At 67.8% G+C, this 22,169-nt stretch carries 26 protein-coding genes and 2 riboswitches; of the genes, 6 read left to right on the top strand and 20 right to left on the bottom strand.

Annotated features, from left to right (window positions below; all coding sequences use genetic code 11):
* The 7 genes from purL to QZY44_RS24360 all read right to left on the bottom strand — a co-directional run.
* On the bottom strand, positions 1–2,817 hold a 2,817-nt coding region (purL, locus tag QZY44_RS24330; protein WP_295454210.1), incomplete at its 3' end, for a phosphoribosylformylglycinamidine synthase.
* A 322-nt stretch (positions 2,818–3,139) separates the two neighbouring features.
* The gene (locus QZY44_RS24335; RefSeq protein ID WP_295454213.1) at positions 3,140–3,949 is read right to left on the bottom strand and encodes a hypothetical protein; all 810 of its coding nucleotides are present in this window, start codon (positions 3,947–3,949) and stop codon (positions 3,140–3,142) included.
* 270 nt (positions 3,950–4,219) lie between these two features.
* Positions 4,220–4,870, bottom strand: a complete 651-nt coding sequence (gene msrQ / locus QZY44_RS24340) for a protein-methionine-sulfoxide reductase heme-binding subunit MsrQ (protein WP_295454217.1) — start codon at positions 4,868–4,870, stop codon at positions 4,220–4,222.
* Positions 4,870–5,844: a protein-methionine-sulfoxide reductase catalytic subunit MsrP gene (msrP, locus tag QZY44_RS24345; protein ID WP_295454220.1), complete on the bottom strand. Its 975-nt coding sequence runs from the start codon at positions 5,842–5,844 to the stop codon at positions 4,870–4,872. The genes msrQ and msrP overlap by 1 nt, the downstream gene beginning before the upstream one ends.
* A gap of 62 nt (positions 5,845–5,906) precedes the next feature.
* A complete protein-coding gene (locus tag QZY44_RS24350; RefSeq protein ID WP_295454225.1) occupies positions 5,907–6,335 on the bottom strand; it encodes a hypothetical protein in 429 nt (142 codons plus the stop codon).
* A gap of 812 nt (positions 6,336–7,147) precedes the next feature.
* Complete coding sequence (locus tag QZY44_RS24355) at positions 7,148–7,381, bottom strand: hypothetical protein (protein ID WP_295454229.1); 234 nt, start codon at positions 7,379–7,381, stop codon at positions 7,148–7,150.
* Between the two features lie 70 nt (positions 7,382–7,451).
* Positions 7,452–8,315: a hypothetical protein gene (locus QZY44_RS24360; RefSeq protein WP_295454234.1), complete on the bottom strand. Its 864-nt coding sequence runs from the start codon at positions 8,313–8,315 to the stop codon at positions 7,452–7,454.
* A gap of 300 nt (positions 8,316–8,615) precedes the next feature.
* On the opposite strand from QZY44_RS24360, the gene QZY44_RS24365 reads away from it, so the two are divergent.
* A complete protein-coding gene (locus QZY44_RS24365; protein ID WP_295454236.1) occupies positions 8,616–8,864 on the top strand; it encodes a hypothetical protein in 249 nt (82 codons plus the stop codon).
* Positions 8,865–9,017: 153 nt separating this feature from the next.
* Positions 9,018–9,275 (top strand): PIN domain-containing protein, encoded by a 258-nt coding sequence (locus tag QZY44_RS24370; protein ID WP_295454240.1) that lies wholly within the window; start codon positions 9,018–9,020, stop codon positions 9,273–9,275.
* Positions 9,276–9,323: 48 nt separating this feature from the next.
* Here the strand turns inward: QZY44_RS24370 and QZY44_RS24375 are convergent, their stop codons facing one another.
* The 12 genes from QZY44_RS24375 to cobM all read right to left on the bottom strand — a co-directional run bounded on the left by QZY44_RS24375 (position 9,324) and on the right by cobM (position 18,255).
* Positions 9,324–9,863 carry a cytochrome C gene (locus QZY44_RS24375; protein WP_295454243.1) on the bottom strand — a complete coding sequence of 180 codons (540 nt, stop codon included), beginning with the start codon at positions 9,861–9,863 and terminating at the stop codon, positions 9,324–9,326.
* A gap of 26 nt (positions 9,864–9,889) precedes the next feature.
* Complete coding sequence (gene cobJ / locus QZY44_RS24380) at positions 9,890–10,843, bottom strand: precorrin-3B C(17)-methyltransferase (protein WP_295454246.1); 954 nt, start codon at positions 10,841–10,843, stop codon at positions 9,890–9,892.
* Positions 10,836–11,240: a cobalamin biosynthesis protein gene (locus tag QZY44_RS24385; RefSeq protein ID WP_295454249.1), complete on the bottom strand. Its 405-nt coding sequence runs from the start codon at positions 11,238–11,240 to the stop codon at positions 10,836–10,838. The genes cobJ and QZY44_RS24385 overlap by 8 nt, the downstream gene beginning before the upstream one ends.
* Positions 11,237–12,058, bottom strand: coding sequence for a cobalamin biosynthesis central domain-containing protein (locus tag QZY44_RS24390; protein WP_295454253.1), 822 nt, complete (start codon positions 12,056–12,058; stop codon positions 11,237–11,239). The genes QZY44_RS24385 and QZY44_RS24390 overlap by 4 nt, the downstream gene beginning before the upstream one ends.
* Before the next feature lie 86 nt (positions 12,059–12,144).
* A complete protein-coding gene (cobI, locus tag QZY44_RS24395) occupies positions 12,145–12,924 on the bottom strand; it encodes a precorrin-2 C(20)-methyltransferase (protein ID WP_295454257.1) in 780 nt (259 codons plus the stop codon).
* A gap of 2 nt (positions 12,925–12,926) precedes the next feature.
* Positions 12,927–14,222: a precorrin-6y C5,15-methyltransferase (decarboxylating) subunit CbiE gene (gene cbiE / locus QZY44_RS24400; RefSeq protein ID WP_295454259.1), complete on the bottom strand. Its 1,296-nt coding sequence runs from the start codon at positions 14,220–14,222 to the stop codon at positions 12,927–12,929.
* Positions 14,215–15,366 carry a cobalt-precorrin-5B (C(1))-methyltransferase gene (locus QZY44_RS24405; protein ID WP_295454261.1) on the bottom strand — a complete coding sequence of 384 codons (1,152 nt, stop codon included), beginning with the start codon at positions 15,364–15,366 and terminating at the stop codon, positions 14,215–14,217. Before QZY44_RS24405 ends, cbiE begins: the two co-directional genes overlap by 8 nt.
* Before the next feature lie 33 nt (positions 15,367–15,399).
* Positions 15,400–15,657 (bottom strand): hypothetical protein, encoded by a 258-nt coding sequence (locus QZY44_RS24410; protein ID WP_295454263.1) that lies wholly within the window; start codon positions 15,655–15,657, stop codon positions 15,400–15,402.
* Positions 15,654–15,854 (bottom strand): hypothetical protein, encoded by a 201-nt coding sequence (locus tag QZY44_RS24415; protein ID WP_295454265.1) that lies wholly within the window; start codon positions 15,852–15,854, stop codon positions 15,654–15,656. The genes QZY44_RS24410 and QZY44_RS24415 overlap by 4 nt, the downstream gene beginning before the upstream one ends.
* Before the next feature lie 22 nt (positions 15,855–15,876).
* Complete coding sequence (locus tag QZY44_RS24420) at positions 15,877–16,572, bottom strand: precorrin-8X methylmutase (RefSeq protein ID WP_295454267.1); 696 nt, start codon at positions 16,570–16,572, stop codon at positions 15,877–15,879.
* Between the two features lie 52 nt (positions 16,573–16,624).
* Positions 16,625–17,467: a sirohydrochlorin chelatase gene (locus QZY44_RS24425; protein WP_295454270.1), complete on the bottom strand. Its 843-nt coding sequence runs from the start codon at positions 17,465–17,467 to the stop codon at positions 16,625–16,627.
* Positions 17,464–18,255, bottom strand: a complete 792-nt coding sequence (cobM, locus tag QZY44_RS24430; protein WP_295454272.1) for a precorrin-4 C(11)-methyltransferase — start codon at positions 18,253–18,255, stop codon at positions 17,464–17,466. The genes QZY44_RS24425 and cobM overlap by 4 nt, the downstream gene beginning before the upstream one ends.
* Before the next feature lie 178 nt (positions 18,256–18,433).
* Positions 18,434–18,656: riboswitch (cobalamin riboswitch) on the bottom strand.
* Between the two features lie 75 nt (positions 18,657–18,731).
* A riboswitch (cobalamin riboswitch) is annotated at positions 18,732–18,939 on the top strand.
* Positions 18,940–19,075: 136 nt separating this feature from the next.
* Between cobM and QZY44_RS24435 the strand changes: the two genes are divergently transcribed.
* From QZY44_RS24435 to QZY44_RS24450, 4 genes are read left to right on the top strand one after another with little or no spacing between them, the layout of a single operon-like run.
* Positions 19,076–19,774, top strand: coding sequence for an energy-coupling factor ABC transporter permease (locus QZY44_RS24435; RefSeq protein ID WP_295454274.1), 699 nt, complete (start codon positions 19,076–19,078; stop codon positions 19,772–19,774).
* 15 nt (positions 19,775–19,789) lie between these two features.
* Positions 19,790–20,104, top strand: coding sequence for an energy-coupling factor ABC transporter substrate-binding protein (locus QZY44_RS24440; RefSeq protein ID WP_295454277.1), 315 nt, complete (start codon positions 19,790–19,792; stop codon positions 20,102–20,104).
* Positions 20,091–20,843: a cobalt ECF transporter T component CbiQ gene (gene cbiQ, locus QZY44_RS24445; RefSeq protein ID WP_295454279.1), complete on the top strand. Its 753-nt coding sequence runs from the start codon at positions 20,091–20,093 to the stop codon at positions 20,841–20,843. The genes QZY44_RS24440 and cbiQ overlap by 14 nt, the downstream gene beginning before the upstream one ends.
* Positions 20,840–21,691 (top strand): ATP-binding cassette domain-containing protein, encoded by an 852-nt coding sequence (locus QZY44_RS24450; protein WP_295454281.1) that lies wholly within the window; start codon positions 20,840–20,842, stop codon positions 21,689–21,691. The genes cbiQ and QZY44_RS24450 overlap by 4 nt, the downstream gene beginning before the upstream one ends.
* Here the strand turns inward: QZY44_RS24450 and QZY44_RS24455 are convergent.
* Positions 21,684–22,148 (bottom strand): DUF3226 domain-containing protein, encoded by a 465-nt coding sequence (locus QZY44_RS24455; RefSeq protein ID WP_295454283.1) that lies wholly within the window; start codon positions 22,146–22,148, stop codon positions 21,684–21,686. The genes QZY44_RS24450 and QZY44_RS24455 overlap by 8 nt on opposite strands.
* Positions 22,149–22,169 lie beyond the last annotated feature (21 nt).

Below are 22,169 nucleotides of genomic sequence, written 5' to 3' on the forward strand. Positions count from 1 at the left end.
CTCCTGGATCACCGCCCCCAATTCCTCGCTGAACAGTGCCTTGAGGTCCCCTGCCCCCACCGGACCGAGCTCCAGCTCCACCCCGCAGCGCCCGGCGAAGGCCATCTCACAGACGGTCGCGAGCAGACCGCCGTCGGCGCGGTCGTGGTAGGCCAGCAGCAGCCCCTCGGCGCTCAGCTCCTGGATGGCGGCGAAGAAGCGCTTGAGCAGTCCCGGGTCGTCCAGGTCCGGGACCCCATCGACCGCGGGGTCCCCGAGTTGGCCATAGACCTGGGCCAAGCAGGACCCGCCCAGCCGATTCTTGCCCTGCCCCAGGTCGATCAGAATCAGGTCGGTATCCCCGCGGTCGGTGCGCAATTGCGGGGTCAGGGTGATGCGCACATCGCTCACCGGGGCGAAGGCCGAGACGATGAGCGACAGGGGCGCCGTCATACTCCGCCGGCTGTCGTCGGGGCCGGCCCAGACGGTCTTCATGCTCATGGAGTCCTTGCCCACCGGGATGGCGATCCCGAGCGCCGGGCACAGCTCCAGCCCCACCGCACGGACCGTCTCATACAAGCGCGCGTCCTCACCGGGGTGGCCGGCGGCGGCCATCCAGTTGGCGGAGAGCCGCACCTCGCTGAGCCCGTTGATGGCGGCCGCCGCCAGGTTGGTGATCGCCTCCCCCACCGCCATGCGCCCGGCGGCCGGGGCGTCCAGCAGGGCCAACGGGGTGCGCTCGCCCAGCGCCATGGCCTCGCCGGTGAAGCCCCGGTAGTCGCTCGCGGTCACCGCGCAGTCGGCGACCGGTATCTGCCAGGGGCCGACCATCTGGTCGCGCGCCACGAGTCCCGTGATGCTGCGGTCGCCGATGGTGATCAGGAAGGACTTGTCGGCCACGGCCGGCAGGGCCAGGACCCGGGCAATGGCCTCGTCCAGTTGGATCGCCGTGAGATCGAGCGCCGTGCGGGGCGGCGTAACCCGCTCCACATGGCGGTGCATGCGCGGCGGCTTGCCGAACAGGACCTGCATCGGCAGGTCGATCGGGGACTCGCCCAGCCGCTCATCGGTCATGGACAGGTGGGCAGCGTCCAGCGCCTCCCCGACCACCGCATAGGGGCAGCGCTCACGCTCACAGATCGCCTGGAAGTCTGCCAGTTGGTCCGCGGCGATCGCCAGCACATAGCGCTCCTGGGCCTCGTTGCACCAGATCTCCAGGGGCGTCAGGCCCGGCTCCGCATTGGGCACGCGGCGCAACTCGAAGCGACCGCCCCGGCCGCCGTCATGCACCAGTTCGGGCAGTGCGTTGGAGAGCCCGCCGGCGCCCACGTCGTGGATGAAGAGAATCGGGTTGTCCTCACCGCGCGCCCAGCAGCGGTCGATCACCTCCTGACAACGGCGCTCCATCTCCGGATTGGCACGCTGCACCGAGGCAAAATCGAGATCCTCGGCGGATGCCCCGGAGGCCATGCTGGAGGCCGCGCCACCGCCCAACCCGATCAGCATGGCTGGCCCGCCGAGCACCACCAGCGGCGTCCCCGCCGGAAAGGGCCTTTTCGCGACGTGCTCGGCGCGGATGTTGCCGATGCCGCCCGCCAGCATGATGGGCTTGTGGTAACCGCGCGGCTCCGGCGCGCCGTCCGGCCCCGGGATCGCCTGCTCGTAGGTGCGAAAATAGCCCGCCAGGTTGGGACGGCCGAACTCGTTGTTGAAGGCAGCGGCGCCGATGGGCCCTTCGAGCATGATGTCCAGGGCCGAGCACAGCCGGCCCGGCCGCCCATAGTCCTGTTCCCAGGGCTGCTCGTGCCCGGGGATGCGCAGGTTGGAGACCGAGAAACCACACAGGCCCGCCTTGGGCTTGGCCCCGAGCCCGGTCGCCCCCTCGTCGCGGATCTCACCACCGGCGCCGGTGGCGGCGCCCGGGTCCGGGGCGATCGCGGTCGGGTGGTTGTGGGTCTCCACCTTCATCAGGATGTGGATGGGCTCCTCGTGGACCCCATAGACCCCGCTCTCGGGGTCCGGCAGGAAGCGCAGCCCATCCCAGCCCTGCATCACCGCGGCATTGTCGCTGTAGGCGGAGAGGACCCCGAGCGGTGCGCAGTCGGTGGTGTGGCGGATCATCTGGAACAGGGTGCGACGCTGACGAACGCCGTCGATGGTCCAGTCGGCGTTGAAGATCTTGTGGCGGCAGTGCTCCGAGTTCGCCTGGGCGAACATCATCAGCTCCACGTCGGTCGGGTCGCGCCCGAGCGCACTGAAGCTCTCGGCCAGGTAGTCGACCTCGTCGTCGGACAGCGCCAGACCCAGCTCGGCATTGGCCCGGACCAGGGCGTCGCGGCCGTCGGCGCGCAACGCCACCCGGGTCAGCGGGCGGGGCTCGGCCTGGTCGAAGAGCCGACCGGCATGCGCCAGGTCGAACAGGACCTCCTGGGTCATGCGATCGTGCAGCACGGTCGCCGCCTGGTGCAGTTGGTCCGCCGTGAGCACCCGGTCGGCGGCCAGTGACCAGGCGGTCCCCCGCTCCAGCCGTCGCACCGCGGCGAGTCCGCAATTGCGTGCGATGTCGGTCGCCTTGGATGACCAGGGTGAGATGGTCCCGGTGCGCGGCACCGTCAGGACCAGTTGGCCGACCGGTGCCGCGGCGGGCAGGCTGGGGCCATAGCGCAGCAGACGCCCGAGGACGGCCAACTCGGCCTCGTCCAGGTCGCGTTCCGCATCAACGAAATGGACAAACTCGGCAGTCAGGCTCGCGGCACACCCGAGGGCCGCACGCAGGCGCCCCTCAAGCTTGCGGAGACGAAAATCGGACAGCGCTGGGGCACCACGAAGGACGAGCATGATGGGTTCCCTATCGGGGTGAGGAACGGGTGATATGGTGGCGATGATACCCGAAGCGCGGGGCGGGGAAGGGGCGCGGGGTTGGATCAGACCCAGCAAACCGGGGCTCCCCCGCGCCGGCAGAGAATGAAGTCTCACGCCAAGGCGCCAAGCTCGCCAAGGTTTTTCAATGCGTTATATGGGCTGGGCCATTCACCCGACGGGCGCTCTGGATGCGGGCCTCACCTCATTGCATTCCTTGGCAAGCTTGGCGTCTTGACGTGAGCAATTTCCGGCTCTTGGTGCCCCGGCGCGGACGCTCAGTGAAACGTCGCGCCAGGACTCACGCGGCGGCAGTCAGCTGCCGCTCACACAGCGGATAAGCGGCCAGGGCGTCGGTGTAGGGCTTGGCGGGCTCCAGGACCCAGCCCTGGTAAGGCTGCTCGTCGCCCGGCCGGGCGCGACGAGGCGGACCGTCCGCGGTCAGGTCGAGGCGCAGCAAGGCGGACTCACCCACCACGCACACATCGCGCTTGAGTACCGAGACGCCCGCCCACTCGCGCAGCCGCGGACCGATGACGGGGAGGATCTGGTCCAGATCCTGGTACTCGGCGAGCGCCCCCAACAACAACAGGCGCTTGTATTCATTACCCGGATTGAACCGGGCGGGACCCGCGGGCGCCGGACCGGCCACCTCGTCACGGCCGTCCAGGTAAAGGAACAGGTCATGCAGCGACCGCCAGGTCCCGGGCATCACCCGCTGTCCCGCCCGGACGGCGGCGTCCGCCGCCCGCCCCAAGTCCTTCAGGAGCTGCCGCAGGACCCATTCACGGTAAATCGCAAAGCGCGCCTGGCCAACGGAACGGGGGTGACCGAGGTCGATCAGGAGTCGCTGGAGATTGCCGCACCAGGAGCGGTACACGGAATCTTCCAGGCTAAGCGTGCGCGACGGAGCGCACCCATCCAGGCCCGCGCCGCGCCGCGCGCGGGCGGATTGGATCGCCTCCACCGGGTCCTTCAGCGCCCGCAACATGGCGAGCCGCCGCTCCGCTTCCATGGAGCGATCACGGATCTGCTCCAGTGCCAGCAGGACCTCGGGCAACTTCACCGGCGGCGTGTCAGCCGGACGCACCAATCCCAGCCGGGCGGTCATGTCGACCCCCAGGGGTGTGGACCGGCCAGGTGGATGTTGACCTGGAGTGTACAGAACGACCCGGTCGTAGTGTGGCGGCCGGGGACAGCGCGCCGATGCAATGTCATGGGTTAAGTGCGTCCGTGTCGCCGCCGCGGGATACCGCGGGCGTGCGAGTCAGTCAAGCCGATGTTTGGTCTGGCCAAGGGTACTCCATTACCAGGCAGCCCGACGCACTCAGTGTGGGCGAAGGGACGCCCCACGGCAAGGACCAATGTCTGAAACTGCGGGCTAGGTCACTGAAACTTTGCCTTTTGCGCGCCCGGAACCGGCGGATGCAGGCTTGAACCAGGGCAGGCGAGCCGCCAGCAGGACGGCGAGGACAGCGGCATAGATCAGCGGTTCGCGCACGTCCGCCTTCACCAGCCAAAAAAAATGCAGCACCCCCAGGACCGCGATGAGATAGACGAACCGGTGCAACTGCTGCCAGCGGCGCCCCAACCGCCGCACCCAGCCACGCGTGGAAGTCACCGCCAGCGGCACCAGCAGCACGAAGGCGGCGAAGCCGACCATGATGTACGGCCGCTTGGCGAGATCCGTGACGACCTCACCCCAGTCCAGGGAGCGGTCCAACGCCAGATAGACCGTGAAGTGCAGCAGCGCGTAGAAAAAGGCGAAGAGCCCGAGCATGCGCCGGAACCGCACCAACCAGGCGAGCCCCGTCAGGCGCCGCAGCGGCGTCACCGCCAGCGTGAACAGCAGCAGGCGCAGCGCGAAGTCCCCGGTAAAGTGCAGCACCGCCTCCACCGGGTTGGCACCGAGCCGGTCGACCGCCGCCAGCCACACCATGAGCGCCAATGGCAGCAGGCACAAGGCGAACACCAGCGGCTTGCCGTAGCGCACCGCGGTGTCCGGCTTCAAACGCGGCGTCGCGGCCGCCATCAAAACTCCCGCCGCAGGTCCATGCCCGCATAGAGGCTCGCGACCTGATCGGCATAGCCGTTGAACGGCAGCGTCTTGTGCTTGCCGGCAAAGAGCCCCTCACCGATCATCCGGTGCCGCGCCTGGCTCCAGCGCGGGTGATCGACCGCCGGGTTCACGTTGGCGTAGAAGCCGTATTCGTTGGACGCCATCGCCTGCCAGGTATTCACCGGCTGGGTCGCCGTGAAGCTGATCCGCACGATCGACTTAATGCTCTTGAATCCGTACTTCCAGGGCACGACCAGGCGCAGCGGCGCCCCGTTCTGATTGGGCAGGACCTGCCCATAGAGCCCGGTCGCCAGGATGGTCAGCGGGTGCATGGCCTCATCCATGCGCAGCCCCTCGCGATAGGGCCAATCGAGCACCGAGCGGCGCTGCCCCGGCAGTTGCTGCGGGTCCACCAGGGTCTCGAAGGCCACATAGCGCGCCTGCGAGGTCGGCTTGAAGCGCTTAAGCAGGTCCCCGAGCGGGAAACCGACCCAGGGGATCACCATCGCCCAGGCCTCCACACAGCGTAGCCGATAGATGCGTTCCTCCTGGGTAAAGCCGGTCAGGATGTCCTCGATCCCGATCGTCCCGGGAGCCTCACAGGCACCGTCCACCACCACCGTCCAGGGCCGGGGCTTGAGTGAGCCGGCATTGGCCTTGGGGTCCTCCTTGCCGGTGCCGAACTCGTAGAAATTGTTGTAGCCGGTCACGTCATCGCGGCTGGTCCGCGGTTCGTCCGTGCTCAGGGGGCTTGGCCGGACGTTTGGGATCACGGCCAGGGAGCCGTCCGCCGCCGGAGCCGCGGCGAGCAGGCGCCCGCCCGCCGCCAGCCCAGCCCCGGTCCCCGCCAGGGCCAACGCGGCCTTGAGCAGTTCGCGGCGCCGCGCCCAGACAGCGGGCGGCGTGATCTCGGACGACGGGATCGGGGGTGGTTTCTGGATCAGCATGGGGCGGGTCTCCGGGGCTGCACGGTGGAGGTTTGGGTTACATGCGGGCGCAACCCGACGATTCATCGGACGGGCGTCCGGACGCAACCCCTGTTGACCCGCGGGAACGGGGCAGTACTCCCCTCCACCCTCGTACCCAAGCCCTGAGATTGTGAAAGGACGAAGGCTGCGCCGGTCTCGGGGTCTGCCGCCACTTGGTCGGTGAGTCGGCGGCGGGCACCCCAGAGCGGCAACCGGACCGCGCCGTCCCAGAGATAAGGATTGTGGCGCATGTCCAGGCGGAAGAGCGCCACGGGAGCCTGAATGAAATAGAACGGCACCCGGTAATACCCCAACAACCAGCCAATCATGAAGCCAACGCTTACTGCGAACCCCGTCGAAAACGAAACGGCCAGACTCAGTCCCAGGCACATCAACAAACCGATATACAGGCCCCAGACTAAGTCAAAATAGAGACCAAGAAGCAGCCCCCAAACCAGGCCAATCAGCATTCCAAGAATGACTCCAATTCCTCCTGTGAGACCAACTTCTAGTAGACCGCCCCCCCATAATCGATGTCAGAATCCATGCTATACCCCCGACCAAGGCCAATGCAGGCCCGGCTACTAGACCACCTAAGAACATTAACGGAAAAAATATAACGACAGCCATCAAAAGATTTACCAAGAGCCACCCCAGACCACCCACGACCAGTTCGACTAGGAACGACGGAAGATCAGAACGCATACTCTCAAGCAGTCGCCCGGCGAATGTCTCGTCAAAAGCTAAGGCATTGATCCAGTGAATCCTGCATATACCAGGGAAGCGCACTTCAAGCAAAACGACGAGCAGGCTGCCAAGTAGCCACACGCCAGTCGCTAGAAGAGAGGTCCACAGAACGGCACTCAGGTAGATTCTCAAGGAACGGCGGCGGTCCAGGGTCTTGCCGTAGCGTTCAAGCCGCCGGTACTCGAAGAGCACCCACCAAATCAGGTCCAGCCCGCCCCTGGGCTCGGCCGGGAGTTCAAATGGATTGCGCTCGGGTCTGGTCATCGCCTGGTACCTCCTCCCGATGGCCCCAACGGGGTCACACAGACCAGCCCAGGGCAACGCCCTGGGTCGGCGGTTGTTCTCTTGTGACACCGCTCCAGCGGTGTCACACCTGTGTCAGGCGCTGCGCGCCGGGAGGTCCGGGAGGGCCTCCGGCAGCCGCTGGCCCCTCGTGGCGCGGAGCGCCAGACACATGCGTGACGCCGCTGGAGCGGCGTCACGAGAAAGAATGAGCAGCGTCACGAGACAGGGTGGGGGCCGCGCGGCCCGGGGCTCACTCCTCTCCCAAGGCCCCACGGATCAGGGCCACGTCCACCCCGCCCCGGGAGCCGATTCGCAGACCGGCGCTCTCGCCCCCGCAGCTGATCCCGTCCGGTCCCTCGCGCACGAAGCCCGCGGCCACCACCGGCGCGGGGGCAAAGAGGTCCGCCAGGTGGCGATGAGAGAAGTCGCTGGGGAAGAGCACCGGACATTCGCGGCCGCCGGTCTTGAGGACGATGTATTTCATGGGGCGAGCCTCCGCGGCTGGTCGAGACGGTGCGGTTGCGGCCGGCGGCGAGCGGTCCGCGCAGCGGACCCTACTTCCCGCCCGGGAACAGGCCGCCGATCCAGGCAGTGAGCCGCGCGAGCGGCAGCAGTTTGCCGAGCCCGGAGGCGCGCCACCAGGTCTGCAACCGCTGGCGCAGCCGCACCACCGACCCGGGTCCGAGCCGCCGACCCTCCCGGCGGACCTCCTGCCCCCAGCGCTTCAATCGCTTGCGCAGGGACCAGGTCGGATTGACACCGTCCGCCAGCCGGCGACAGGCGAGGTCCATGAAGTCGAACGGCGAAGGGTTCTCCAGCACGGCGGCGGCCAGCCGGGCGCGGTCCTTCTCGTCCAGGGACAGGTTATGCCGCTCGATCTCGGCCATGACCTCAGCCCAGGCCAGGACCGGCAGGTCCTCGCGGGCCAGGTCCAGGATAGAACCGGTGCGTACCCCGCCCGGGGTCAGGATGACATGCTGCTGAAGGCGCTGCGCAGTCACGCAGACCAGCGACAGGCCGCGGTTGCACAGTGCATTGAGTGCATTGATGAAGCGGTCGTCGTAGGCGGGGTCCAGATCCGGATTGTCCAGCAGGACATCGAAGCGGTGCAGGAGCGGCGCGGCACCGGGCAGGTCGCGCTCCAGCCGCTCGCAGAGTCCGCCCAGGCTGGTCGGGGCATTGCCGCCAAGCCCGGTCTGGGACCACAGGTCCGCGACCAGCGCGGGGAGGCTCGCACGGTGCCGCTTGAGGTTGGCGACGAGGCGCGGCCCGCGGCCGGTCAGGCCGCGCAGGTCAGCGAGCAGCCGCCCGGCACCCTGCCCAGGCGCGGCGATCAGGTTGACGGCCGCCCCGCGGCCAGGTCCACGCCCAGACGGGCGGTGAAGGTCGGGCGCAGGCAGTGGGTGGCAGGGGTCCATGGTCTTTCACTCCGGGGCTGGTCCGAAGGTCAAGTTTACCACGAGCCAGAGGCGGTAATCTCGAGTGGATTACCTGGTGCATCGGGGCTGCTGCCCGGTTACCCTTTGCTCAGGGGGCGACCCAGACCTCCAGCACCGAACGAAGGCGGGATCATCTGCGATGTCCCACTGGAAACCAAACGACGCATCTGATCGCTTACAGTCTGGGAAGCCGGCTACGCGCGCCCGGCGTACCAGCCAAGGCCGCGCGTGCCAACGACGATATCACCCGTGATAGCATCCACCTGGAGGAATAATGATATGACGCTCGCCGAACGTATCTATCAAACAAGCCTCGACCTCCCTGAGTATGCGGCACGCGAGGCGCTCGATTTTATTGAGTTTCTTGCCGAACGCCATGCTCACGGCGAGGCCGCCGTCGTCAATGCAAGCCCCAGCGATGAAACCCTGCGGCAGGAAGCCTTGGAGCATCTTGCCGGTGTGCGCATCGACTGGGGCGGAAAGCCGATTCCGGACCGAAACGCTCTGTATGACAACGCCCGCGGATAAGATGAACGCCTTTCTCGATAGCAACGTCGTCCTCTACTCCTTCGGAGCCGATGACGCGAAAAAGGCGACGGCCCTCGCGCTGCTCAAGGGCTATCCGCACATTTCCATCCAGGTTCTCAATGAGTGCAGCCATGTACTGCGGCGCAAGTCGCAGTGGCCCCCGCACAGGTCGCCACCGAACTGGAGACGATCCTGAGACTGGTCCGACTAAACAACATCGGCCTGGAACAGGTCCGATCCGCGTGGGCACTTGCCGAACGCTATGGCTACCGTCACTACGATTGCCTCATCATCGCCTCGGCACTCGCCGCCGATTGCACTGCCCTGTACACCGAAGACATGCAGGACGGCCAAGTGATCGCCGGACGCCTCACGCTGATCAACCCTTTTCGCGCATCTATCGGGCAATGACCCACTCCCACGGACCAGCGCCACTTCCGGTCCGGGAGCCGGTCCGCCTCACGCCCCGGGAATGATGACCGAGCTCTCGTGGAACTGGCCCTGCTCGGCCAGGCGGTGGCACTTGTCGCACTGGCTGAAGCTCTTGACCTGCGGATTGTCCTTGACCAGGCGCGCCGGGATCACGCCGTGGCGGCGCTGAAAAAAGGCCGTCTTGGAGATACGCGGGATACCGTCGGCCGGCAGCGGGTAGGCGGCGAAGGCGCGGGAGCGGATGGAGCGGGTGTCATTGGCGGCATTGGCGGTCAGGTAGTCGCTCAGTTCCTTGGCGACGGCCGGGTCCAGGGTCGCGTCGTCTCCGAAGTGGTCGTCCAGCGCGCCCATGATGCGCGCCCAGCCGTCGGCGGGCAGCAGCCCGGGCTGGTAGGCGAAGTGGCAGCCGCTGCACTCGGTGCGATAGCGTTCGCTCGAAATCGGCGGGACGTCGCGTCCGCTGATCAGCCTGGCCCACAACCCGTCGCCCCCATTCGCGGCCGCATCCGCCAGCGCACCGCCGGTGAACAAGAGCGCACTGAGCGCGCCGACGATCATCTTATTCATTCTTTGGTCCTCCGTATAACTGCTGTCTAGTCTTCAATCGCCGCATCCGCGCACGCCAATACCGCCGCGATATAGTCTTCAGGCAACCCATAGCGTTGCGCGAGCTCGGCCGCGGACTCGCCACCGGCGCGGATGGTCGCAAGCCAGCCGTCCAGTCCGCTGGAGAGTGAGTGCCCGCCCCGCTCCCCGTCAACCGTCGTGCGGCCCCGCAGGTCGTATTTGTTGGTATAGCCGCGCGGGGTGATTAACAGCCCGTGCTCGATCCGGGTCTGGCTGTTACCGATCAGGACGGTGGTCAGCATACTGACCTCGCGCCGGTCCAACTCCGCCAGGGTGGTCAGCTCCAGGCGCTGACGCGGCCGGTAGGCGGACTGTACCAGTGCAACCGGGGTCTCGGGGTGGCGATGGCAGAGGAACAGGCGCTGCGCCTCGACGATCTGGCGCGCGCGCCGCCCGCTCTTGGGATTGTAGAGCGCAACGACGAAGTCGGCCGCCGCCGCCGCGTTGAGCCGACGGGCAATCACCGGCCAGGGGGTCAGCAGGTCCGACAGCGAGATGGCGCAGAAGTCATGGCTCAACGGCGCCCCGACCAGGGCCGCGCAACTGGCCAGCGCGGTGACGCCCGGGACCATCTCGACCGGGAAGCCGGTCTCCGGGGTCCAGCCGGACTGGAACAGGACCTCGTAGGTCAGCCCGGCCATGCCGTAGACCCCGCTGTCACCCGATGAGATCAGGGCGACGGTGCGACCCGCCTGGGCCAGCTCCACGGCCATGACCGCCCGGTCCAGTTCCTCGGTCATGGAACTCCTGACCACCTCCTGGTCAGTGACCAGATCGGCGACCAGGCGCAGGTAGGTGGCGTGGCCGATGAGGGTGTCGGCGGTGGCGATGGCCTCGCGGGCACGGGCGGTCATGTGGGCCTCACCGCCGGGACCGATGCCGACGAGGAAGAGCTTGCCGCGGGTGGAACTGTCAGTCATCAATGATCCTCGCGATCGACACCGTGGCGTGTTTGCCCTGGGAGTCTCGCACTTTATGTTTTTCGACCAATAAGGGCCCGCCCTTGCGCCCCGCGGCCAACAGGGCCGCCGCCTCGCTGACCGAGGGGGTGCCGGTGTGGCGACGCACCGTCTCGGACGGGTTGGGGACCTGCACGGGCGCAAGCTGCGCCGCGCTAAAGAAAATGGGCTGCCAGCCATGATACGCGGCCCAGTCGGCCAGCCCCACCTCGTCCGCCTTCAGATCGATACTCGCCACCGCGGCCACCTGGGCCGGCTCAGCATCCAGGATGGCGAGTGCCTCGGCCACCGCGCGCTCCAGAGTGGCGGCGGGCGTACCGCGGTCGCAGCCCAGACCCAGGGCCAGGCGATCCTTCATGGCGTGACCTCGGGGACTCGGTAGATCACGAGCGCGCCGTTGAATCCGTCGAGAGACGGCGGCTTGGCGCGGTCGGTGATCCAGAGTATGGCGCGATACCGGTCCAGGTCCACCGATTCCAAAGCGCCATAACAGTGCAGGTTGCCAGGCAGCGGACCCGCCCGCCCATTGGCATGGCCCGCCCACCAGTCGCTGCTCCCGGCCTCCTGGACCAATGCAACCGGCTCGTCGTTCACCACCGCTGCACTCGCTCTCAGCAGGTCATTGGCACTCGTCGCCACTGTCCAGCCCAGTTCCCGCCCGAGCAGATCCACGGCCAGGGTCTGGCGCACATCCGAGGCGGTGGTGAGCACCGGCGTCGCTCCCAGGGCCGCGGCCAGGCGTCCCGCCAGTGCATTGGCCCCGCCCAGATGACCGGAGAGGACCGGGACGACGAAGCGGCCGGCCTCATCCAACACCACCACCGCGGGGTCCCGGTACTTGTCGCGCAGGTGCGGGGCGATCAGGCGCACCAGCGCGCCCAGCGAGAAGATGGCGACGATCCCGCCGCAGTCGGCGAACAACTCGGGGATCAGGTCGCGCAGCGGGCCACTGTAGCAGGTGCAGACGCCGGGGGCCGCCGCCTCGGCCAACGCACGCATGGCCTCCGGGGCATAGAGACGCGCCCCGGGCTGGGCTTGGACGACCGCACCGGCTAGGGCGACACCGGCGCGCGTGATGGCCAGGACGGCAAGCGGGCGTTCGGGGGGGATGGCCGACATCGGGTTACGCAGCCGTCTAAAGACGTAGGATGGGTAGAGCGCAGCGAAACCCATCATTCGCCGGCACCTGGAGGCGATGGGTTTCGCGGCCCAGAACCTCAGTGCCAGACAGTCGATGCCGTACCGGGGCCGCTCTACCCATCCTACGGATTTCCTGCCGTGGCGCACCCGCGCTGCAAGGTCCCGCGCACCCGCCCGGGATTGCGTACCAAGAGCAGCGAAAGATAGGCGACCTTCTCCCCGCGCAGGCTGCCCACCGACTCGACCACCCGCTCATCGGGCGCGCCAACCTTCTCAATGAAACACGCCTGCTCCAGCAGGCCGCGCCGCTCCAAAAGGTCCAGCAACGGGTCGAGCAAGGGCTTCACCTTGAGCAAGACCAGGGTGTCGAAGGAGTCGATGAGACCGTCGATGACCGCGATGCCATAGGCGGCAGGAATGATGGCGAGCGTCCCGTCCTCCTCCACCAGCGGCGCGGCGATCCGTGCGGCGGCGGCATTATACGAAGGTACGCCTGGGATCACCTCCACCACGACCCCCGGGTCCAGGACGCGCAGCGCCCGCGCCAGATGGCCGAAGGTCGAGTAGGTCGAGGCGTCGCCCTCCACCAGGAACAGCAGGTCCCGCCCGGCGGCCAACCACTCGGCGCAACAGGCCCCGGCGCGCGTCCAGGCCAGGGCCAGGACCGTGGGGTCGCTGGTCATCGGAAAGTGCAGCGCCTGCGCGTCCGCCGGGACCGCAAGCCCGGCCCGCTGCACGATGGCCAGTGCATAGGACTCCGCGCCCTTGCCCTTGACCGGATAGACCCAGCGGGCGTCCGACTGCAGGGCGATCCAGCCGCGGCGGGTGATGAGGTCCGGGTCGCCGGGCCCCAGTGAGACCCCGATCAGGCGGCCCAGGCGGGGTGTGGGTTGTTCAGTCATCGTCAGGATTCCTTAAAGGCAGTCAGTATCCACACCGGATTCAGTGCCGCCAGCCGGTGCAACCCTAGGATCGGCTGGCTGCGCGCGACACCGAGTTGGATCAGGTCCCAGCTAAGCCCGACCCGGTCGAGTGCGGCGGTGGCGGCGGCGAGGTTTTCCAGTGCAATCAAATTCATCACCAGGCGCCCGCCGGGGCGCAGGCGGGTCGCGATCAATTCGATCAGCGCATCCAATGCACCACCCGAGCCGCCGACAAATACCGCGTCGGGGTCCGGCCAGGCGTCCAAGCCGACGGGGGCCTTGCCCTCGAACAGGCTGTAGTTGCCTGCCCGCAGGCGGCGCGCATTGACCCGGGCGTCCGCCACCTGGGCCGACTCTTTCTCGATCGCCCAGCAATGACCCAGGTAGGCGATGCGGCTGGCCTCCAGCCCGACCGCGCCAGAGCCGGCGCCGATATCCCAGACTAGGCTATCCGGTCGCAGGGCGAGCTTCGCGAGGCTGACCGCGCGCACCTCCAGCTTGGTGATCAGCCCGGCGCACTCTTGCGCCGTGCGATCCTGTTTGGCAAAACCGCCATCCGCCAGGCCGAAGACCTGGCGCTGATCCGCCACGCGCTCCACAATCGCGATATTGGGTGCCGCAAAGCGTTGCCCGGCAGCCTCCTCGAGACCCAAGCGGGGAAACAGCGCCTCATCGGGACCGGCCAACCTGGCCGCGACCGACAGCCGGACATCTGCCCCATAGCCCAGGGTCAGCAGCGCCCGGGCGATCCGGTCCGGACCGTTCGCCGGGCTGGTGAAGACCGCCACCACGGGGTGCAGCGCGACGGCCCGCAGCACCCGGTACAGGCCGTGATCCGGCCCATGTTCAGCCCCGGAAACCCAGTCCCAGTCCCCGGAGTCGGCGCCGTGACAGGAGGCGACCTGCACCTCCTGCCAGGGTCGTTTGAGTCGGGCGAAGGCGAGTTGCAGGGTCGAGGGCGCCGGCACGATCTCTAGCGCATCCGCCCCCAAGGCCGCGATCAGGCGGCCGGCGATGCCGTGGCAGAGTGGGTCGCCGGTGGCGAGCACCGCCACCGGCAGCCCGTCCGCCTGCGCCTCACGCACCCAGGCCGGAACCTGCGCCAGTGCGCCGTCCATCGCCCGTTGCCGCACGCCGGGCGCCAGGTACGGCGCCACCAGTGCCAGGGTGCGGGCGGCACCGATCACGCAGCCCGCCCGCGCCAACCGGGCACGTGCGTCGTCCGCCAGGCCGGCCCAGCCATCGTCCAGGATGCCGATCAATGCGCAGTCAGTCATGAGCCTCTTCCGCCACGCTGGCGATGGGCTGGCCGTCGAAGTCGCAGGCCAGCACGGTAAGCCGATGGGGTCCGGGATAGAGCCGGCGCAGGCTCTCGATCACGCGGCCGGCCAGCGCCTGGTGCAATGGGGCGGCCAACCCAATCGCCGCCAGACCCTCCGCGGCAAAACGCGCGGTCGCGGCGGTGCGGATCTGCTCGACCAAGTCAGGGGGCGCGCCGACCTCGGCGGCCACCCCGGCAATCAGGTCGCGGTCAAGCTCGGCGCGCCAGGCGTGGGTCACCGCCAACCCCTGGGCGATCTTGGTCAGCTTCCCCACCATGGCGCCGACGATGATGTGTTGCATCCGGTGTTTCACCGCGGCGGTGAAGGCGGCCTTCACGAAGTCGCCCATCTGCACGAAACAGACCTCCGGCAGTTGCGCAAAGGTCGCCATGGCCGCCTGCTCGGTGCGCCCGCCGGTGGTGAAAACAATCGTCGTCTGGCCCTGATGGGCGGCCACCCGCACCGCCTGGACCACGCTCGCGCGAAAGGCCGCGGTCGAGTAGGGTCGCACGATGCCGGTGGTGCCCAGGATGGAGATCCCGCCCAAGATGCCGAGCCGGGCATTGAGGGTTTTTAAGGCCATCTCCTCCCCGCCCGGGACCGAGATGGTCACCTCAAGCGTATCCCCCGCCGCCAGCAGCGCCGCACCGGCGACCCGGACGTTTTCGACGATGTTGCGCCGCGGCACCGGATTGATCGCGGGCATGCCGACCGCGAGCCCCAGGCCCGCCCGGGTCACGAGCCCCACGCCGGGACCACCGTTGAGCACAACCTCGCCCCCGCCGCCGGGGATGCGCTGCACCTCCGCGGTCAGGTGTGCACCATTGGTCGCGTCCGGGTCGTCGCCCGCGTCCTTCACACAGACCGCATGGGCGCGGTCGCCCGCGACGCGGCCATCGGTGATCGCAAAGACCGCCCGCTGACCGTTGGGCAACAGGCACTCCAGGGTCTCCGGCACCCGGCCCTGCACCAGGCCCAGGGTCGCCGCGGTGGCCGCCGCCGCCGCATTGGCGCCGGTGGTGAAGCCGGTGCGACCGCTGCGACCGCGGCGGGTGTCGGCTTTGGGGGAGCGATCCCGGGTTTCATGGCCGCGGCTCATTCTTTACTCCTCATCGTGAACCGGCCAGAACCATTACACGCGCAGCAGGCGATCATATTCTTCGTGGGTACCGATCCAGACCCAGACGTAACCGCCGTCGTCTTCCATGGCGAGCGCGCGATGGTCGCGGCCAACCCGCGCAGACCAGAGTCGCCCCACTTTCTTCAATTGCAGTGAAGGGTGACGCGGGTTTTGCTTGAGTAGCTCATAATTCTTGCGGGTAACGCCCTGCACCGCTTCCGGCAAAGCATAGAAGCAATTCCAGAAACGTGCTGTTGTCTTATGCTTCACAGGCTGCCAAGCGTTCCGTTTCTTTTTTCGTCAAGCGCCTCTTCGATCAGGAAGTCGAGCTTTCCTGCGGCAGAATCTCTTTCAATTTCTTCGTCCCAAGCCTGCCAATCGCGCTCAGACAACCAGTGTGTTAACTTCATATACTCACGATGGGGAAGCGCCTCAATATCGGACTTAACTTCTTCAAATGTTTTCATGTTGCGGATACCTTCGGCATGATCAGGATAACGGCTCTCCAGTCTCCGCCGCCAGGGCCAGCAAGGCATGAATCGCCGCGACCACCAAGGTCGAGCCGCCCTTGCGGCCCTGCACCGTGATCCAAGGCACCGGGCTGACCTCAACCAGCAGCCCTTTGGACTCGGCCGCCGAGACAAAGCCGACCGGCATGCCGATGACGAGCGCCGGACGGACGCCCTCAGTCGCGATCAGGCGCAGGACCTCGAGCAGGGCGGTCGGGGCGTTGCCGACGCCGATGATGGCCCCGTCCAGAAGCCCGAGGCCCAGGGCCTTGCGCATCGCCTGCACGGCGCGGGTGGTGCCCTGGGCCTGGGCCTGGGCGATCACGTCCGCATCAGCGATGAACTGATAGGGCGTCAAACCGAAGCGGGCGAGCCGCGCGCATGAGAGCCCTGCCAGGATCATACCCACGTCGGCAACCAGGGGCCGACCGCCCTGGCGTAGCGCGGCCAGCCCGGCGGGGACCGCCTCGGGATGAAAGGCGGTCAGGCCGTTCAGCTCGAAGTCGGCGCTGGCGTGGATCATCCGCCGCACGATCGACCACTGGGCCGGATCGTAGGCGTGTGGGCCGGCCTCCCGATCGATGATGGCGAATGAATCGTGCTCGATCGCCCGCCCCGTGCTGGTATCCTGCTCGGTTACTGACTGCTTGCCACTCATGTTGGTCACCCTATTCATCGAGCATTCTTGGTGGATGCGCTACGCTGATCTACCCTACGGCCTTCATACTTCATAAATGCGTATGGGCATGGTCATGCAGGTGCGCCGCCTGCACCGCCGCGCGGTACTTGCAGCCGTCGCACTCCAGCAGCCCACCCGCGGGCAGGTCCCGACCCTCGGCGCGGGCATCCAGCAGATTGAAGATACCCTCCTCAAAACCGAAATGCTCACCCAGGGCAAAGGCGATCCCCGGATACTGGCCGCGCAGTCGCGCCACCTGGGCGGCAATGCGCTCGGTCAGCCGGCCGGAGAATAGATACACCGGCACGATCAGGATCTGGGTCATACCCAGACGCGCCTGGCGCTGCACCACGGTCTCCAGGCGCGGCCAGGTGATGCCGGTGAAGGCCAGATCCACCAGGTCGTGGTGATTGTCCTCGAAGACCCAGCGCGCCATCCGCGCCAGTTCGCCGTTGGCGCCCGCGTCCGAGGAGCCGCGCCCCAGCAGGATGACGCCGGTGGTGCGCGGGTCGGGCATGGCGAGCTCTGCCATCAGGCCCTCGAGCCGACCCTGGAGCACCGTCTGAACCTCGCGGACCATGCCGAGGTGTGGCGCGCACGCGAAGGTCACCGCAGGGTGGCGGACCCGCGCGGCATCGATGGCCGCCGGGATCTCCATCTTGACGTGTCCGGCGGCATTGAGGATGAAGGGCAGGACCAGCACGCGGCGTGACTCACGCGCCGCCTGATCCAGCCCGGTGTCCAGCAGGACCGCGTCCCACTCGATGAAGCAGGTCACGATGTGCCAATCCGGGTGGCGCGCCTGCCACTGCTCGGCGAATTGCCGGGTCTCGGTGTTGCCCCCGTGGGAGCGGGAACCGTGGCCGACCAACAATAACGTGGTGTCTCTCATGCGTCAGAGTCCGGTGGTGCGGCCCGGCGGAAACGGTGCCCGAAGGCCGGGTCGTAGAGCTTGGATGGGGTGAGCTCAGCCCAACCACCCGCCCCGAGCGCGGGGCTGGCGATGATCATCGCCTGGGCGCCAATACCCGCCTCACGGCAGCGCTCGTGGATGTCGTCCAGCCGACCGCGCACGATCTGCTCGCGCCCCGGCCAACTCGCCTTCTGCACCACCAGGATCGGGGCATCCGGCGCCCAGCCAGCGGCGCCCAAGGCGCGTTGGACCTCGGGCATCAGGGTCGCGGACAGATAGATGCACAGGGTGGTGTGGTGGGCGGCCAAGGCCTCCAAGCCCTCCCCGTCCGGCATCGGGGTGCGCCCGGCCACCCGCGTGAGGATCACGGTCTGGGTCACCTCCGGCAGGGTCAGGCTCTCACCGGCCGCCGCGGCGGCGGCCATCGCCGAGGTCACCCCCGGCACCACCCGCCACGGGATGCCGGCCGCGTCCAGCGGCCGGGTCATCTCAATCAGCGCACCATAAAGCCCAGGGTCACCGGTCTGAAGACGCACCACCGTCTCGCACTCGCCGGCGGCCGCGATCAGCCAGGCGCTGATTGCCTCCAGGGTCATCGCCTTGGAGTCCTGCACGCGGCAAGCGGCCGGGGCGTAGCGGGCCGCCGCCGCGTCCACCAAGGAGCCGGCAAAGAGGATGGCCCCGGCCTGTTCCACCAGCGCGCGCCCCTTGACCGTGATCAGGTCCGGGTCACCCGGCCCAGCGCCGACGAACCATACGCAGCCCATAGCGATCGACCTCGTCACGAGAAAACCACAAACGGCGCAAGCCAGGGGTGGGAGGGCCACACGCGGGTGCCTGCGTTTGCAGGACGTACCGGCGACGCCAATCGCGGCTAACAGGGTCAACCGGCGCTGCAAGGCAGTACGGCAGATCCGATCGGCTCAAGCACCACCCCGGGACTGACACCAGTTTACGCGTTCGGGCCGGTCTTCTGGCTCACCGTCATCCGGGGTCCGCCGCCTTCCCACGCCTGCAGCGCAGTGGCACGTAGCGGTCCCGTCAGGCTCACAGCAGCGGGGGCTGCGCCGGGGTGGTCGGACACGCAAGCGCACCAGACGTCACCGGACTTCCCGTTTCACCCCGTGGCGCGGTCGCACCGCGGGGAACCCAAAGCGAGGCGGGAGGATAAGCCAGGGGCATCGATCGGGGCAAGCCGGGTTTGACAGCCGGGTTTGACCCCGGCGCGCCCGCCATTTTAGACTGCCGCTCCAACGAAGCCGGTTTCCGCTTGGGCGAACGTCCAGGTGGGATGAAAAGGGAACATGGTTGATGCCATGGCTGCCCCCGCAACTGTAAGCAGAGAGTCATTGCCCACACCGCCACTGGCCGCCCATAAGGAAGGGGCTGGGAAGGCGGGCGATGACCGTGACCTGCAAGCCAGGAGACCTGCCGGCACCGTGTGTTTGACTGCCGGGCGGGGTGCCCCGGCGGCGAGGTCGCATCTCACGCAAGGCCCTGCCGGCCGCCGGGCCGTCTGCCCGTGTTCTCACGCGTCGCTCCCCGCCCGACACCCTGCGCGCCCACCGCCTTGGGGAGACTATCGCTATGCATATTATGGAGGGCTTCCTGCCCCCGCTCCACGCCGCCGCCTGGACTGCCGTGGCCATCCCGTTCCTCGTCGTGGGCGCGCGGCGCATCACCCGGATCACCAGCGAGCACCCGCGCACCAAGCTCTTGCTGGCCAGTGCGGGGGCCTTCGCCTTTGTACTCTCGGCGCTCAAAATCCCGTCGGTGACCGGCAGTTGCTCGCACCCCACAGGGACCGCCCTGGGGTCGATCCTGTTCGGCCCATCGGTGATGGCGGTGCTGGGGGCCATCGTGCTGTTGTTTCAGGCCCTGCTCCTGGCCCATGGAGGGCTGACCACGCTCGGCGCCAACATCGTCGCCATGGCCGTCGTCGGCCCCTGGGTCGCCTATGGCTGCTTCCGGCTGACTCGCCCCTTGGGCCTCGGCATCGCGGTCTTTCTGGCAGCCATGCTGGGGGATCTGGCAACCTATCTGGTCACCGCCGCCCAACTCGCGCTGGCCTTCCCCGATCCGGTCAGAGGCTTCCTCGGGGCACTGGCGAAGTTCGGCGGGGTCTTTGCGTTCACCCAGGTCCCGCTGGCCGTGATCGAGGGGCTGCTGACCGTGATCGTGGTCAATGTGCTTAACCAGTACAGCCGCAACGACCTCGACGAACTCGGCTTCCACGACCGCGTACGTGCTGGCAGCAGCGCCGCTCTTAAGCCGTCGACAGCCTGAGCCGGAGCACCCTTGATGAAACGCATCAATTTGATTCTGCTGGGGCTGGTCGTGGCGATTGCCACCCTGCCCCTGTTGCTGCCCGTCACCCGCGGGCTGGCCGAACCCTTCGCGGGGGCCGACGCCCAGGCCCAGGCGGCAATCACCCGGGCGCATCCCGACTACCGACCCTGGTTCTCGCCTCTGTGGAAACCGCCGGGCGGCGAAATCGAATCCTTCCTCTTCGCCCTGCAGGCGGCACTCGGGGCGGGGCTCCTGGGCTACTACCTCGGTCTGCGCCGAGGGCAGGCGCAACGACGCCGAGCGGACACCACCGATGTTCCCGATTGACCAGTACGCCTGGACCCACCGCTGGCGGGGCCATCACCCCGCGGAGCGCGCACTGTTGGCGGGCGGGATGCTGCTCATCGCCGTGACCCTACCGCCGCTCGCCACCGCCCCCCTGGTGTTGCTGGCCATGGCCGGGGCCACGGTGACGGGGGCCGGGGTGCCGCTCGCCGCCTGGCTGCGGGTGATGGCGATACCGGCCGGCTTCCTGCTCTTGAGCCTGCCCTTTCTGGCGGTATCCTTGGACCTGACCGATGGGATGAGGCTCGCCTTTTCGTCCGCGGGGGCCTGGCTCGCCGTGGCGGTCGGCCTGCGCTCACTGGCCGCGGTGTCCGCGCTTGCCTTCCTGACACTCACCACCCCGGTTGCCGAGTTGGTGCCCTGGCTGCGCCGGGTCGGGGTGCCCCAGGCGGTGGTGGAGATCGCGCTACTCATCTACCGGCTGCTCTTCATCGTCGCGGACTGTGCCGCCGCCACCCGCAATGCCCAAGAGGCGCGGCTGGGCTACAGCACGGTGCGCCGCGGCATCCGCTCGCTCGGCCTGCTGGCGGCGACCCTCTTGACCCGCACACTGGCGCGGGCGCGGCGCCTGGAGATCGGGCTCGCCGCCCGCGGGTTCGAAGGGACACTGCGGGTGCTAACGCCAGAGCGTACACTGTCGCGGCCCCATCTGGCGGCCGTCACCGCCGCGTTGTTTGCCGTGGCGGCGGGCGGCCTGACCCTGCATCAGGTGCTGCGTTGAGCACACCGATCCTGGATGCCCAAGGCTTGACCTATGCTTATCCGGGCGGCGTGACCGCCCTGCGGGGGATGACCCTCACCGTGCGACGCGGGCGGCGGCTCGCGCTCCTGGGGTCCAACGGCTGCGGCAAGACCACGCTCTTGCTGCACCTCAACGGCACCCTGAAACCGGGGCGCGGCCAGGTTCTGATCGACGGGCAACCGGCCGGCTATGACCGCGCCGCGCTCGCCGCCTGGCGCGGTCGCGTCGGGCTGGTCCTGCAGGAACCGGACGACCAACTGTTCTCGGCCACCGTCTACCAGGACGTCTCATTCGGTCCGCTCAACCAAGGGTTGAGCGAACCGGCCGCCCGGGAGCGGGTGCTCGAGGCCCTGGCGGCCCTGGACATCGCGGAGCTCGCCGGGCGCCCCACGCAGCTCTTGAGCTTCGGTCAGAAAAAGCGGGCGGCGATCGCCGGGGTCCTGGCGATGCACCCGCAGGTGCTGATCCTGGACGAGCCGACCGCCGGGCTGGATGCGCGCGGGGTGACGCAGCTCAAGGCCGCACTGGAGCGGCTCCAGGAGAGAGGCGCCACCCTGGTCTTCTCCACTCACGACGTGGACCTAGCCTACGCCTGGGCGGACGACGTGGCCATCCTGGGCGACGGAACCCTGCTACGCCAAGGCGAGACGGTGGCGACGCTGGCCGACGCGAAGCTGCTCACCGCTGCCCGATTGAACACGCCGACCATCCTGACCCTGACCAACGCCCTGCGGGAGCCGGGCGCGCCCTGGCCGGGGGGGCAGCTGCCGCGTACCGCGGAGGATTTGGGCGCCTATTTGGACGGGTGTCGAGATGGGGTTATTTGAATAGTCGTTCCATCCAGGCCACAAACCGGCGTGCTACCTCGGCGTCGTGGGAGAATGTGGCCGCCCGAATCGCGGTACCGAATGGCATACCAGGCTCCTCTTGCCAGGCGAGCCAGGTATGGATATGTGCCTTGATGAAGTCCCGTTCAGTGAATCCGGCGCCCATTTGCTGGGCTTGCGCAGTGCTCTTCCCTGCCAACTCCCAGCAGGGATCATCCGGCGGCACCAAGAGCGCAAGGAAATTTTCGAGCTTTCCCTCACTCTGATTGTCGGGCATGAGCCAGATACCAAGGCGCTTACCGTCTGCCCGGTCGATTACCGTGCCCTCGCAGTCGGGCTGAGCCGGAAGTTTGAAGCCCTTTCCGGATAATCGATCGCAAACCGACTGCCACCGATTTTCAGGCAGGTAGTCCGCATCCAAGACAATCCCAATTCTCTGATAGGAGAGAAGTGCCACCGGCAGTGCCTCCAACGCCAG

Source organism: uncultured Thiodictyon sp. (assembly GCA_903837595.1).
Classification (GTDB): Bacteria; Pseudomonadota; Gammaproteobacteria; order Chromatiales; family Chromatiaceae; genus Thiodictyon.

Coding starts and splice junctions, on each gene's coding strand:
- QZY44_RS24415 (WP_295454265.1), bottom strand. CDS start 15,854: ATGAAAACATTTGAAGAAGTTAAGTCCGATATTGAGGCGCTTCCCCAT.
- msrP (WP_295454220.1), bottom strand. CDS start 5,844: ATGCTGATCCAGAAACCACCCCCGATCCCGTCGTCCGAGATCACGCCG.
- QZY44_RS24385 (WP_295454249.1), bottom strand. CDS start 11,240: ATGAAGGATCGCCTGGCCCTGGGTCTGGGCTGCGACCGCGGTACGCCC.
- QZY44_RS24360 (WP_295454234.1), bottom strand. CDS start 8,315: ATGGACCCCTGCCACCCACTGCCTGCGCCCGACCTTCACCGCCCGTCT.
- QZY44_RS24375 (WP_295454243.1), bottom strand. CDS start 9,863: ATGAATAAGATGATCGTCGGCGCGCTCAGTGCGCTCTTGTTCACCGGC.
- QZY44_RS24435 (WP_295454274.1), top strand. CDS start 19,076: ATGCATATTATGGAGGGCTTCCTGCCCCCGCTCCACGCCGCCGCCTGG.
- QZY44_RS24365 (WP_295454236.1), top strand. CDS start 8,616: ATGACGCTCGCCGAACGTATCTATCAAACAAGCCTCGACCTCCCTGAG.
- QZY44_RS24425 (WP_295454270.1), bottom strand. CDS start 17,467: ATGAGAGACACCACGTTATTGTTGGTCGGCCACGGTTCCCGCTCCCAC.
- cbiQ (WP_295454279.1), top strand. CDS start 20,091: ATGTTCCCGATTGACCAGTACGCCTGGACCCACCGCTGGCGGGGCCAT.
- QZY44_RS24350 (WP_295454225.1), bottom strand. CDS start 6,335: ATGCTGATTGGCCTGGTTTGGGGGCTGCTTCTTGGTCTCTATTTTGAC.
- cobI (WP_295454257.1), bottom strand. CDS start 12,924: ATGACTGAACAACCCACACCCCGCCTGGGCCGCCTGATCGGGGTCTCA.
- QZY44_RS24440 (WP_295454277.1), top strand. CDS start 19,790: ATGAAACGCATCAATTTGATTCTGCTGGGGCTGGTCGTGGCGATTGCC.
- QZY44_RS24355 (WP_295454229.1), bottom strand. CDS start 7,381: ATGAAATACATCGTCCTCAAGACCGGCGGCCGCGAATGTCCGGTGCTC.
- cobJ (WP_295454246.1), bottom strand. CDS start 10,843: ATGACTGACAGTTCCACCCGCGGCAAGCTCTTCCTCGTCGGCATCGGT.
- cobM (WP_295454272.1), bottom strand. CDS start 18,255: ATGGGCTGCGTATGGTTCGTCGGCGCTGGGCCGGGTGACCCGGACCTG.
- cbiE (WP_295454259.1), bottom strand. CDS start 14,222: ATGACTGACTGCGCATTGATCGGCATCCTGGACGATGGCTGGGCCGGC.
- QZY44_RS24390 (WP_295454253.1), bottom strand. CDS start 12,058: ATGATGGGTTTCGCTGCGCTCTACCCATCCTACGTCTTTAGACGGCTG.
- QZY44_RS24335 (WP_295454213.1), bottom strand. CDS start 3,949: ATGACCGCCCGGCTGGGATTGGTGCGTCCGGCTGACACGCCGCCGGTG.
- msrQ (WP_295454217.1), bottom strand. CDS start 4,870: ATGGCGGCCGCGACGCCGCGTTTGAAGCCGGACACCGCGGTGCGCTAC.
- QZY44_RS24420 (WP_295454267.1), bottom strand. CDS start 16,572: ATGAATAGGGTGACCAACATGAGTGGCAAGCAGTCAGTAACCGAGCAG.
- QZY44_RS24405 (WP_295454261.1), bottom strand. CDS start 15,366: ATGAGCCGCGGCCATGAAACCCGGGATCGCTCCCCCAAAGCCGACACC.